This window comes from Breznakiella homolactica (assembly GCF_016616095.2).
Lineage (GTDB): Bacteria > Spirochaetota > Spirochaetia > Treponematales > Breznakiellaceae > Breznakiella > Breznakiella homolactica.
On sequence record NZ_CP067089.2, the window covers coordinates 2,142,253 to 2,155,520 of the forward strand.

Below are 13,268 nucleotides of genomic sequence, written 5' to 3' on the forward strand. Positions count from 1 at the left end.
ACGGTACCTCCAGTTTCTGCGTCTGACTCCTTTCCGCCGCGGCTCTGCTATTCCTTCACCACCATTACCTTACGGATCTCGTCGATATCGGGGCCTACTACCCGGATAAAGTACATCCCCCGGGCAACCGCCCGGCCTCCGCGGTTTCTGCCATCCCAGGAATCTATATAGGTTCCCGCGGAACGGCTTCCCCGGTGCAGGATCTGGACCAGGGTACCGTCCATGGTGAACACCTGGATCGTAACCCGTCCGCTCTTGGTCAGGGTGGTATTGAGATAGGTTTTTTCTCCCTTTGTCGGGTCTATCACATTGTTGAGGATCGTCACGCCGCTTCGCTGCTCAGTGATATCCTTGACATCAAAACCAAAGGGTTTTACCTTCCGGTACCAGTTGGAAGGAATAGCCCCGCCCGCCGGCATGTCCAGGTAGCCGATGCTGAGATCCGACGGGGAACCGGTAAGTTTAAAGAAAAATTCCAGGGAAGCCTGATCCGCGTAATTGCTTTTTAATAGAGCAAAATCGAAAAGCCCGCTTCCCACTGAAGTTCCCGTCACCGGACCGGTCACCGGCGCCGCCTTGGGAACCAGATTAAGGCCTTCCGGAAGCCACAGATCCTCGGAGCCGTTCCGCTCTGAAGCCCGGTAGGAACTGGAGATTCCGCTTCCCAGAACAGCGGACGGAATCATGGCGGCGCTGTAAATATCGGAATTAACCTTAGCTTCCAGGGTTATATCGGTATACCTGAGCCGTTTCGTTCCGTTAAAATCACGGATGGTTCCGACCTCATCCCCGCCGCCGACCAGATAGCTGCTCTGGTCCCGGGCCCATACGGGCCATACAAAATACCGGGTGTCGCTGCTGCTGGAAGGCGGGATTGAGACGAGGACATCGGTTATGCGGTGGGCCGCCGCCGATACGGGTACGGCCTTATCGAGATAGTTGGTTCCATTGCTAATATAGGTGCCATAGGTCTCATCCACGGGAAATTCCGGAGGATCGTAGTCGAGGTCAATGAAAGCAAACTCCCCCCGCCTGTCATAAACCAAACCCGGAGCATTCAGCTGGAAACCGCCGGTTCCCACTGATAAAACATGAGGCGAAAGCCCCTGGTCAAGCCGGAGGATGAATTCCCTGATCCTGCCGCTTTCGGAGCTTACCGGGGTCATGGAAATTACCGATGGCGTAACTCCGGTGATATTGAAATCAGCGGCACCCGTAAGGCCGCTTACGGGTTCGGTCATCTGTACGAATACTTCCCGGTGGCTTTCATCGGGGAGCATCAGGCTGTAGCTGATCCGCGGCCATACCGTATCCGCCGGAATCATGGACGCTTCATCGTAGGTTTTGAGCAGGGTCGTTCCGGGATTATAATCCGTCAGGGTGGTATTGGATACTATCCGCCATTCAGGCGTCGCGTCCCCGTCGGGGTAGCCCTTTTCTTCAAGAAGAATATAGATGATATGGTAATCCGTGGTGTGCCGCTGATACCCCTTAACGGTGTACCCGTCCACTTCCGCCGTAAACCCGGAGAAATTATTCCCGACCTCGGTGGAAGCCTGCACCCGGATACGGTCAATTCTGCCGTTGCCGGTGGTATCCTCGGTAAAGCTGTAAGTAAAGAGAATACCGTCAATCCACCGGAGGTTGAAATGGGAGTTGGCCGGATACCCGGGATCGTAATACGGAATGGCGTCGACCCCACTCCGCACCGGAATGGTACGGCCTATGGCGTGGGAATAAGTAACTCTGACATTGGATAATTCCGCGTAGGCGCTGCTGCTCAGATTGAGATCCCAGAAAAGGTAAGCTTCGCCCGGCAGGGACGGACGGGGAGTGCTGGGATCGCCATTCGCCGTAAGTTTCGTCAGAAGTATCGGCTGCGCCGATGATGATGAAACGACCCTGAAACTGTGGGCCACCGAATGGCTTGCGGGGTTGTTGGCAAATCTGATGGTGGCCCCATTCCGTTCAGCCACAAAATCGTACCACGTAGTGGACCCGCGTATCTCCACCGCGAGACCGGTAAAGGTGACAGTCCCCTGCCGGGCCTGAAAGGTTCCTCCGGTTTGGTCCCAGTTACCGCCCAGGGTAATGGGATAATTGCTGGTATTATCCACATCCAAGGTTGCGCCGGCATTAACAGCGACATTATTTTTTACGGTAAGATCAAACCCCAGGGTCGCCGAACCGCTGCCGTTAACCGTGAGGCTGCCGATTTCGCGGACAACGTACAGGGTCCCGGAACCGTTCATAACAAAGGTTACGGCATCCAGCGCGCCGGTGGTGCTGTCGTCAATGGTTATATTGCCCGACGCGGTTACCGTTGGGGTCCCGGTAGCCGTTACGGTAAAGGTGCTTTCCGTAATAAAGTTGCCCCCGCTGATGCTTCCGTCATTCTGCATGACCAGGGTATTGAGGACGCCCCTGAACCCCGAAGTATAGGTCCCCGAACTATCCATGAGCCAGCCGAGGCTGCCGAGGTTGAGGCCGCCCTGGCGTATTATTAAAAAATTACCCCGCTGGGCGACGGAATTTCCGGTGAGGGAGACCGAAGTCCCTCCGGTATGGCTGACGAGAACATTATATATTTCGTTACTGCCGGGATTAAAGGTTTGATTTACACTTCCCAGAAAAACAAGCCAGCCGTTGTTATGGGTATACGTGCCAAGTGCCGCCGACAGGCCGCCGAACCCTATAAGGGTATTGGCGGTGTTCCCGGCCAGGGTTCCGGATCCGCTGTATGCGCCGCCGAAATAGACCGCGCAGTTAGACGCGGCGGGGTCACTCCCCGCAGGGTTGAAGGTTACCGACGGCCCCGCGGTGATGGTTCCGTTGTTTACCGTGCCGCCGCTGACGGAAAACCGGCCCTGAGCCTGGATAGCCTTTCCAACGGCAAGAGCCAGGTTACCATTGGCGTTGGTGACGGTTATAGTCGTATCGGAGTATATACTTTCATTGGCGTTGACTGCCGTTCCGGAGGCGGTGCCCGTCAGTGCAACGGCGCCGGAGGTATGGATTTCACCGTTCAACGTTATAATGCTGCCGGTAACCGTGAGGGAACTGAGCTTGGCGGCATTCGTCCCTATCCCGGCGAGGCTGGCAGTCCCTGTCCCGGCGCTTACGGTAAGGGCTCGCCCTGTACCGCTTACGGCTTTGGAAAGGGTGACCGCCCCGGCGCCGGTACCGCTGTTCAGGGTAACGTTGTTGGAAATAGTTACTTCGCCGGCAAAGGAAATAGCGTAGTTTGAGGCGGTTATATTTCCGCCGATGGTACTGACCCCATCGGCGCCGCTTTGGGTAAAGCCGCGGGATGCGGTAATGGTACTGGCGGAAGTAAAGCTGCCTCCGGTTGTAAGGGTTACAGTCAGGCTTCCGGAAAGGGAAACCGTACCGGATACCGTTACCGCACCGGCCCCGGAATTCAAGATCAGACTTCTGTTGGTATTGGTGGAAGAAACAGCGGCGGACAATATGATGGGCCCCCCACCCCCGGAACTGTTAAAGGTGACCGTACCGTTATTTGCTGTGGTAATGGTTACCCCAGTGGCGAAGCTGATAGCCGTTCCTGAGGTCGTCGTAATACTCTGCCCGACACTGCTGGGTCCGGCGCCGTTCTGTTCAAAACCGCCATCCGACGAAACGACCCCGGTGGTTCCTTTCGTAAAAGTCCCAGTGTTGGTGACGGTAATTTTTCCGCCAGCATCAAGCGCGCCATTAATATTGAGATTCTGCCCGGTAAAATTAAAAGCGCCGGAATAGGTCTGGCTGCCCGAGAACGTTGTGATCTGGCTGGCGACGGTTCCGGCGGCAGTGGTCTGGGTAAAACTCGCGGCGTTTACGGTTCCGGTAAAGGAAACACCCCTGGCGGAGCTTACGGTTATGGCGCCCAAAGCCGTACCGCTCCCAACATTCCCGCTTATAGTAATATCCGCCGACCCCGCGTCCAGAATCAGATCATGCGATCCTGAGCCGGAAGCGGAGATCCCCGAGCTGCCGATGGTTATTCCGCCGGTGGCGGTGATGGTTCCCGTGGTAAGGTCGTTCAGGGTGAAAGGGCCGCTCACCGTAAAAGCGGCGGTTCCGATATTAACCGCCGCGGTGCTGCCGTTGCCATCGAGGACGACCCCGCCGCTGCCCGAATTGAGAATCAGCCTTTTATTGGCGGATACGTAGCTTTCCTTTATATATATAGCCGCGGTGCCGCTGTTGATCACCGTAAGCTCATATTCGATGGCTGTGCCTGATCCGATATCTCTGACGGTAATATCCGCCTGATGGGATGTATGGCCTATGGTGAAGGATCCGGCATAAATCCTGCTCCAGCCGGAATTATACCAGACATCCGCGATTGAAGTATCCGAGGGACTGAATTCAATCGTCTGGGTATTGGTATGGGGAACCAGCTGTACATCCCCGCCGGTGTTTTGCGAAGGGCCGGCGAGGACCGTATTGTTGTTGGTGCTTAAATCGAGCCCATCCACCCGGAGCAGGATGTCTCCGGAAACGGCCGACGTGTCCAGGGAAACATTCGAACCAAGAATGAGCCTCTCGGTGTCCACCGACAGGGCGTACCCGGTTTTCGGACTGTATCCCGTAGTAACATTGCCGTTAAACGTAACGGTACCGGTCCCATGGGTTGTTACGGAAAAATTCTTGGAACCCGTCACCGCCCCGTTAAAAACAATATTTCCGTTATTGGCGTTTGTCTCGATTCCTGTACCTGTCCCGGCTCCCGCCAGGGCAACCGTATCGGCTGTCGTCGTCCCGAACTGGATATTCCTTCCGCTGGTAATCGCGGAAGTCCCCGAGGGCACATTGATAGTAACGCTGCCGGAAAGAACCGTAGAGGTGTCACCCGCCCCGATGGTCACCGTGTTGTTAAAAACCGTGTTCCCCGAAACCGTGATCCCGCTGCTGGTACCCAGGGTACTGCCGAAGGTTGTGGTTCCGGTGGTGCCCGTGACCGCGATCGCCGCCCCGGTGCCGGTTCCCACGGAGCTGACCGCCCCGGTAAACGTTACGGTCCCGGTTCCCGCGGTTACGGTAAGATTCTGCGCGCCCGTCAGGGTCCGCTGAAAAACGATATTTCCCGCGCCCGTCCCGGAACTTACGGTTATACCCGCCGGGACTGTACTGAGAGCAGCAGGACTCTGGAAAACCACCGCGTCCCCGGAACTTACATTTATCGCGGAAATATTGTTGGCCAGGGTCACCGTGAGGGTTCCTGAAGAACCGGCCCTTAAACTGACCGGGCCGCCGTCAGCAGAAACACCGGTGGCGGCGGTGCCCGCGGTAAAGGCGGTGCTGTTGACGTATTCAATCGATTTTGGATCCACCGTACCGGTAACGAGAATGCCCGCGGCGTTGGAAGTATTCGTCAGGGTATACTCCGCGCCGGTTCCCCCCAGGGAAAGGGTTCCCGCGGTTCCCGGGGCGGAAATTACGGCAGCCGCGTCGGGTTGGATAACTACCCCCTGGGCGGACAGGGTAATGGTCTTATCGGAAGCGGTCGTTGTTATGCCGTTGACCCCTTCAATGGAGGATATGGTGAATCCGCCGCCGCCTTTCGCAACCGAAATATCATCGTCGCTTTCTATGGCCAGGTTCGAAATCGAAGACTGGAGTGAAAGGGTTACACCGCTGGCGGCCTGGACGGCGAGATTGTTGACGTCGGCACTTCCGACGCCGCCGATATTGTCCGCACCGGTGACACCCGCCCCGGTGCGGAGAACCAGGGTTTTAATCGCGGTATTTGTGCTCAAACTGCTGTTCACGGTGATAGTTCCGGTAACCTGGTACGTACCGGTGGTTTTGCTTCCCACATCCACCACCACAGCGTTCATCCGCTGGAGTTCGTCGTTTGATATATCGCCGGTTCCGCCGATCGAAATGGCCGCGTTCGCGGTTCTGTTTTTAAGCAGAATTTTACTGCCCGTCCCGGTCCCGGCGCTGAAATTTATGCCAAAGCCTCCGCCTGCGAAATTCATCTGGTCAGCAATCACTGTAATACTGTTGTTAGTGGTCTCCACGGCATTGTCCGCCGCCGATACCGCCGACGCGATTATCCCCCCCGTAAGGGTAACGGTCCCGCCGGTTGACTTGATAGTGTTACTGCCGCTGTTGAGGTCTATACCGTAATCGCCGTTCATCGTAATATTGCCGGCACCGGAAAGAAAGGATCTCCCATTCAGATCAATGATATAGCCGGCGGTAAACTCAATGGTTCCGCCGCCGGTGCTGATGTCCTGGGCTGACCCCGAAATATTTATTTCATTTGACGCATTCAGGGTTATATTCCCGGCGCCGGACGCCGCGGTGGAACGCAGGTAGGAATTACCAGCCAGATTTATATTAGAGCCGGCGGCTGCCGCTGTAAGACTGATAGTACCGGTTGTTGTTACCATTGACGATGAAGTGTTCGCTGTTATATTCGCGCCGGAATTTACGGTAATACCGCCGCTTCCGGTTTGGATCGCGGCAGTGTTGTTTAGTGTTATGGTACCGCTGTTTGTTTCAAGAGTAACGGAACCGCCGGTTGTTGTAATACCGGTATTGTTGTTCAGAGTTATGGTACCGCTGTTTGCTTCAAGATTAACAGAACCGCCGGTTGTTGTAATACCGGTGTTGTTGTTCAAAGTTATGGTCGTATCCGCGTCAATAGTTACCGTTCCGTTCTGAGCCTGAATCACCGTAGTGGTACCGGAACTGGTGAACGGCCCGTTGGTTACATTCAGATTGATCGCGCCGTTGCCGGATTTTATTGTGGTATTATCGTTCAAGGTTGTGGCGCTGGTTGCGTTAAACGTTATTGTACCGGTACCGCCGGTGGCGTCTACGGTGGAAGTTCCATGGGTATCTACCCCAACACCGCCGGTGATTGTAATATTGCCGCCGGCGGATGTTATTGCCGTGGTATTGCCTGAGGTACCGATATACACAGAACTGCTTGAAGAAACGGAAACAGCTCCGCCGCTGGACTGTATCCCCGCGATTCCGATCGTAACGTCGGTGGCAACGTTATTTTCTATTGTTACGGCCTGGTTTGCGGCATTATTCTGAGCGGTTACGGCGAGGGGATTACCCAGTGTTTTTTTGTAGACAAGACCGCCGGCGGTGGAATTAAACAGATGGATGTTCCTGATACCGTTTGTCCCGGAAAGGTTGATTCCGTTTGCGGCATTGATTGTTACAAGACTAGTGGCGCTGTTCAGGGTGCCTGCGGTCTGATTGATATAACCGGAGGCGGCGATTGTAAAGGCAAGGTCACTCACCGGACTGAAGGTTCCGCCGGACTGAATGAAATTCCGTCCCACGGAAACAGTATTCAGTATGACACTGTTTTGGACATTAACGGTCCCACTGGTCTGGGTGTAATCGTAATTAACCGAAAGCCCGCCGGCGATGGAATAAATGCCGCTGGCGCTCATGGTAAGGCTCCCGAAGGCCTTGCCGCCGGTGGTAATGGTCCCGGCGGTTCCGTTGAATAGGACCGTGGCGGTATTCGCGGTAAAGTTCGCGGAGCTGTCTACCGTCCAGTTCCTGCCGATGGTAAACTGGGCCGCATTCCCCGTTGTTAAGGATGCCCCGGAAGCAACGGTAAAATCGCTGCCCACTGAAAGCTGAAGGCTGCTATTCAGGGTAAGGGCGCCGTTTACCGTGAGGTTGTTTCCCACGGTATATGCCGTACCGCCCGACAGGATTGAGTAATTCGCGGATCCATTGATTGTCAGATTGTAAAAGTTGTAACCCGTATACATCCGGATGGTACCGCTGCCGGTAAAGGCAACCGTTGAAGTATTGGCGGTAAAGTTTGCCACGTCCCAGTTTCCGTTTACCGTCAGGGTATTCGTACCGGTTATTATAAGATTACCTGAGCTGCTTCCGTTTACGTTGGCATTGATAGTCGTATTACTATCCGGGGTGAATGAACCACCGGTAATGGAAACGGCGGCAGCGGTGATGGAGCTTCCCGCCGGAGAGGAATGGCTTCCGCCGCTGACAATCAGATCGCGGCCGATGGAAGTACTGGCAGGAAGAGTTCTGGAACCGCTCCGCAGTTCAGCATCGTTAAAAACCGTTATCCCCGCAAGGGTCGTCCCGGTACCGGAAAAAACCACCGATCCCGTTCCGGCTGTATGGTTCAGCGCCGTTCCAACCACAGGATCATCGGTGATACGGAGTTCCCCGTTGTTATTGAACGCCGCGGGAGGTCCCGCCACAGGCGCCGCTATGGAAACAACATCCAGGGCGGCTCCGGCGCTGATCGCCAGGGTACCCGTAACGGCTATCGCAGCGCCGAGGGTACTCGTTCCGCCGCTGATGGTCAGGTTGTTGAATGCGGTTAATCCCGCCAACCCGGTATTGGTAGCGGTGAATTGGACAGTGCCGCCGGCTCCGTTAAATGAAGTCAGGGGAGTAAGCGTCTCGCCGCCGTTGAGCCGCAGGGTTCCGGCATTGGTAAAACTTCCCGTCAAGGTAATATTGTTGCCGGCCATACTCAGTACCGTACCCGTTCCGGATATTACCAGATCACCGGCTACGGATATACCATTATTGGCGGTGCTCGTCCCGGCACTGAAGGTAAGATTGTTAAACGCCGTTATCCCCGCAAGCCCGGTATTGGTCCCGGAAAAATTGACGGTTCCGCCGGTGAGGCTCGCTCCGAAAACCGAACCGCCCGAGGGAAGTACCAGGGTGCCGGCGGTCATCGAAAGGGTACCGGTCACAGTCAGGGAACCCGCCGCCGTATGGATTGCGGTGCTGCTGATGGTCAGATTGGCAAAGGTGCTGATCCCGGCGAGATTTGTCGCGGCGGTCCCGGAGAATTCCACCGTCCCGCCGGTGAGGCTCGTTCCGGCAACCGAACCGCCCGAGGGAAGCACCAGGGTGCCGGCGGCCATCGACAGGGTGCCGGTCACGGACAGGGCTCCCGGCGCCGTGTGGGTACCGCCGGTGTTTATGGTAAGGTTGCTGAACGTTCTTATCCCGGCGAGATTCGTCACGGCGGTCCCGGAGAATACCGCGGTACCCCCCAGGGAAGTAATTGTCCCCAGGGTCTCGGTGCCGGTGAACTGAACAGTCCCCAGATTACTTACGGTGGTTACAGAGGCGACAGAACTGCCGTTCAGGTTGAGGGCCGCCCCCGCGGAAACAGACAGAGTACCGGTTACGGTTATCGGTCCCCCAAGCGGCCTTATTCCGCCGCTGATGGTTAAATTAGCAAAGCTGGTTAAGGCCGGAAACCCCGTTCCGCCATTGTATAACACCACGGTCCCGCCGGAGGCCGTTACTCCGGTAAGGGTTTCACCGCCCTGCAGCCGCAGGGTGCCGGAATTGGTGAGGCTTCCCAGGGTTATACCGTAACCTCTGAGATCCAGGGTCGATCCCGTGCCGATGCTCACCGAATCCGCGGAAGCCACCGCGGAGAGGTTTACCGTAAAGGCCCCCGCCGGAATAACCGCGTCATCACCCACACCGGGGACCGTTCCGTCATCGAGGTCCCAGTTCCCCGGCTCGGCCCAGTCGCTGTCGATGCTTCCGGTCCATGTATACGTTGCTCCCCAGACAAATTGAGCGCAGACCAGGAGTATTCCTATTATTGTCCAGGTTTTCTTCATTAATATCTCCATCACACAGGGCGGCGGCACGGATCAGCCGCGGAAAATTCACCTACACCTTAAAATATATCATTTTTTTCGCATTTCCCAAGCCCGGCAGCAATTATAGCCCGGAATCGGAACGGAGGTCATTATAGTATCGGCGGGTTTGCCCGGGGAGTTCTGCAATTCCGCTTGTTTGGCGGCGGAATCTTTTCTATATTTAAAGAAACACAAAAGAAACAAGGAATAGGTATGATTCCGCAAAAAGTACTGGATTATCTGCTTTATTTTGCCCTGATGTCCTTTGTGGGCTGGATTCTGGAAACGTGTTTCCGTTCGTTTAAGGAAAAACATTTCGTCAACGCGGGCTTTCTTTCGGGCCCCTTTGTACCGATTTACGGCTTCGGCGCGGTGATTATCACCATGATCAGCGTGGAAGCCCGGACCCTGCCGCCGGTTCTGGGCTGGATCGTGATGCTCCTCTCCCCCACGGTGCTGGAATACGTCACATCCTGGGCCATGGAAAAGCTTTTCGGCCTTAAATTGTGGGACTATTCCCATAATAAATTCAATATTAACGGCCGGATATCCCTCAAATTCTCAATCTGCTGGGCAGCCCTGGCGGTAGTTCTGGTGGCTGTAATCCAGCCGGCGGTGTTTACCCGGATCAATCTCCTGGGCCCGTACCTTTCCCATTTCCTGGCCGGGGCCTTCCTGGCGTATTTCGTCACCGATGTAATCCAGTCGGTCAAATCGGTGTACAACTTCAAACAGTTCCAGGCTGACCTGGCTAAGCTCATCGAAAAAGGCAGGGAATTCAAGCCTTCCTTCGATATCCCCCGCCGGGAAGGCAAAAAGCAGAAGCTTCCCCCGGAAATCCGCCGCATCATGAAGCCCCTGTCGGCCTTCCCGGCCCTGCGGAAAAACTTCAAACCCAAGTTTTCGGCCTTTCCCGACTGGATCAGGGAACGCCTGGAGGAACGGTTCGGCAAAGACACGGACGATACCAAGAAACCGGACTAAAAAACGCCGTCAAACCCCGGGAAAAACACTCCCGCGGTTTGACCGGCCGCCGGTGCATCCATCCGGTTACGGCGTTTTTCCTTCAATATTTTGTTATCTCTGAATATACGATACCTCAAATACGCGTCTCCGCCGGTTTTTCATTATTACTTTAATAATCAAATTTGGAGAAATTAACGAAATTTAACAACCGGAGGTGAGAAAGCCGGGAAAAAAGGACGAAAATTATAAAAGGCATTGCGCACCATTTGTATCGGTCATACAAACATTATTAAAAAACAGGAATTATATATGGAAGCACAGATATCGCAGAAGCCGGAACCCATTGACTGGACCCAGGAACTTTCCATGGGGGTGCGGAAAATCGATGATCAGCATAAAAAACTGGTGTCCCTGGCCAACGACCTTATAACCCATAACCCGGGGGATGAGGCCTCGGAGAAAGAGTATTTAAAAAAGATTCTGAAAGAACTGGTGGATTACGTAAAAATCCACTTTTCCACGGAAGAAGAGCTCATGGCGAAAACGAAATTCAAGGGCCTGGATGAACACAAGATACAGCATGAAACCTTTGTGCTGAAGGTCACCGGCAAGGTCAGGGATTTTACCGAAGGCCAGCCCTTTGACCGGGAGAATTTCACCGTATTTCTCAAGAACTGGATTACCAACCACATTGCCAAAACCGACAAACTCTATTCGGTGTACTTCAAAGAGATCGCCACCCGGAAGTCCGACGGACGGCTGACGGTGACCGAGACTGACGTAGCGAAAATGTAAATCCCGCCGGGAGGTTACTTCCGGCCCAGAGCCTGGTTCCCGGTTTTCGAGTATACCACGGTTTCCGGCGGCACCGACTTGGTAAGCCAGACATTGCCGCCGATGGTACTGCCCCGTCCGATAACGGTTTCTCCGCCCAGAATGGTAGCCCCTGCGTATATGGTGACATCCTGCTCAATAGTTGGATGGCGTTTGGTATTGGCTTCCTCTTTTCTCACCGACAATGCGCCCAGGGTCACGCCCTGGTAGATTTTCACGTTTTCCCCGATCACCGTGGTTTCGCCGATGACCACACCGGTGCCGTGGTCAATGAAAAATGACTCACCAATGGCCGCGCCGGGATGGATATCGATACCGGTTCTGCTGTGGGCTATTTCGCTCATAATCCGGGGAATCAGGGGAACCTGCCGGCTCCAGAAAAAATGGGCCAGCCGGTGAACCGTGATGGCATCCATACCGGGATAGGACAGGATAACTTCCTCGATGCTCTTTGCCGCAGGATCACCCTTAAAAGCCGCCTGTACATCCGCGGCCAGGGTCTTCCGTATCATGGGAAGTTCGTCGAAAAAATCATCCACAATGAGTTCCGCCACCGCGTGGCAGCCGCCGTGGCCGCAGGAAAAGAATCCGCTCCTGGAGGAAAAGGATATACTTTTCTCAACCTCGGTTATCAGTTTCCGGGCGGTCCGGTAAATCCGTTCCGCGGCGATGAGTTTCAGCTTATCGTGTTCCAGGTTTTCCTTTTCCCGGAACCCGGGATAGATCACCTCATCGAGATCGGAAAGAATATCCGCGATACCTTCCCGGCTTGGGAGATTGGCCCCGCCGGTATAGTTGACCAGTCCGTATTCTCCGTAACTCGAAACCAGGGCGTTTATGCTTCGGTCCAGCCTATGCAAACAATCCCTCCTTACCGGAATCCGCCGCGGGTTCGGTGCTGCAGATTCCGCATTCCCGGTATTTGGCCCGGGCAAAATACGCGCCGATACCGGACCCGAAAAAGGCGTTTACCGCTTTCCGGTTCTCCTGCACCGCCTGCGCTCCAAGGTCGATTATTGATTGTATCCGTGAAAAGGAAAAGGGGGTCTCGTCGCCCGACGCGCGGATTGTCAGGTCCGCCCGGGGTTCTTCGGTATGCCGTATATTATGCAGGGCCACTTCCATGGACCGGTATATGATTTTCGGACCGGTCTTCATGCTTTCCATCGGGAGGATCTGGAATCCGCCGACATCCACCGCGAGGACCCGGGGGATTCCTTCCAGCCTGGGAATAAAAACAGGCATATTGTTGGCCAGGCCGCCGTCCACCAGGTAGTCGTCCCCTTCCTGAAAGGGTTCGAAGAACGCGGGAAAGGAAATGGACGCCCGGATAGCCCGGGCCACGGAACCGGTTTTGAGCACCACTTCCCGGCCGGTGATAAGGTCCACCGCGTTGCACCGGAAGGGAATCCGGGTGTCATCAAAGGTTTTGCCGCCGGTAAGTTTTTCCAGGAGCTGCAGAATCATCTGGCCCGAATCGATTCCCGGCCGGGTCGCCAGGTTGCCGATGATCTGGCCGGTCTGGAAAACCCGGCCCACGATACCGTTGATCTTGAATACGAAACTGTCGAGGTGTTCCTCTAATTTGAATTCCTCCAGGGCGAAGCGGTTTATTTCTTCCGGGCTCATGCCGCAGGCGTACAGGCCGCCCACGATGGCCCCCATGGAAGTACCGATAATCATGGACGGTTCCGGAAATCCCATTTCCGAAAACGTTTTGAGCACCCCAATATGGGCAAAGCCCTTCGCGCCGCCGCCGGACAGCACCAGCGCCCATTTCAATTTTTTATTAATTTTCATCTATCTTAAATATACTAGCGGGACCCGCCG

Annotated in this window: 5 protein-coding genes; 2 read left to right on the forward strand and 3 right to left on the reverse strand. The window is 55.1% G+C overall.

Annotation, left to right across the window (positions count from 1 at the left end; all coding sequences use genetic code 11):
* Positions 1-47: 47 nt before the first annotated feature.
* On the reverse strand, positions 48-9,617 hold the full coding sequence (locus JFL75_RS09830; protein WP_215626508.1) for a hypothetical protein: 9,570 nt from the start codon (positions 9,615-9,617) through the stop codon (positions 48-50).
* 234 nt (positions 9,618-9,851) lie between these two features.
* Between JFL75_RS09830 and JFL75_RS09835 the strand changes: the two genes are divergently transcribed.
* Complete coding sequence (locus JFL75_RS09835) at positions 9,852-10,622, forward strand: putative ABC transporter permease (protein WP_215626509.1); 771 nt, start codon at positions 9,852-9,854, stop codon at positions 10,620-10,622.
* Positions 10,623-10,913: 291 nt separating this feature from the next.
* Positions 10,914-11,399 carry a bacteriohemerythrin gene (locus JFL75_RS09840; protein WP_215626510.1) on the forward strand — a complete coding sequence of 162 codons (486 nt, stop codon included), beginning with the start codon at positions 10,914-10,916 and terminating at the stop codon, positions 11,397-11,399.
* A 14-nt stretch (positions 11,400-11,413) separates the two neighbouring features.
* Here the strand turns inward: JFL75_RS09840 and epsC are convergent, their stop codons facing one another.
* Both epsC and JFL75_RS09850 read right to left on the reverse strand, forming a co-directional pair.
* On the reverse strand, positions 11,414-12,298 hold the full coding sequence (epsC, locus tag JFL75_RS09845; RefSeq protein ID WP_215626511.1) for a serine O-acetyltransferase EpsC: 885 nt from the start codon (positions 12,296-12,298) through the stop codon (positions 11,414-11,416).
* Positions 12,291-13,238 carry a patatin-like phospholipase family protein gene (locus JFL75_RS09850; protein ID WP_215626512.1) on the reverse strand — a complete coding sequence of 316 codons (948 nt, stop codon included), beginning with the start codon at positions 13,236-13,238 and terminating at the stop codon, positions 12,291-12,293. Before JFL75_RS09850 ends, epsC begins: the two co-directional genes overlap by 8 nt.
* Between the last annotated feature and the right edge of the window lie 30 nt (positions 13,239-13,268).

What these genes read in the sequence shown, in the direction of transcription:
- JFL75_RS09850 (WP_215626512.1), bottom strand. Translation starts at nt 13,238, where the DNA reads ATGAAAATTAATAAAAAATTGAAATGGGCGCTGGTGCTGTCCGGCGGC.
- JFL75_RS09835 (WP_215626509.1), top strand. Translation starts at nt 9,852, where the DNA reads ATGATTCCGCAAAAAGTACTGGATTATCTGCTTTATTTTGCCCTGATG.
- JFL75_RS09830 (WP_215626508.1), bottom strand. Translation starts at nt 9,617, where the DNA reads ATGAAGAAAACCTGGACAATAATAGGAATACTCCTGGTCTGCGCTCAA.
- JFL75_RS09840 (WP_215626510.1), top strand. Translation starts at nt 10,914, where the DNA reads ATGGAAGCACAGATATCGCAGAAGCCGGAACCCATTGACTGGACCCAG.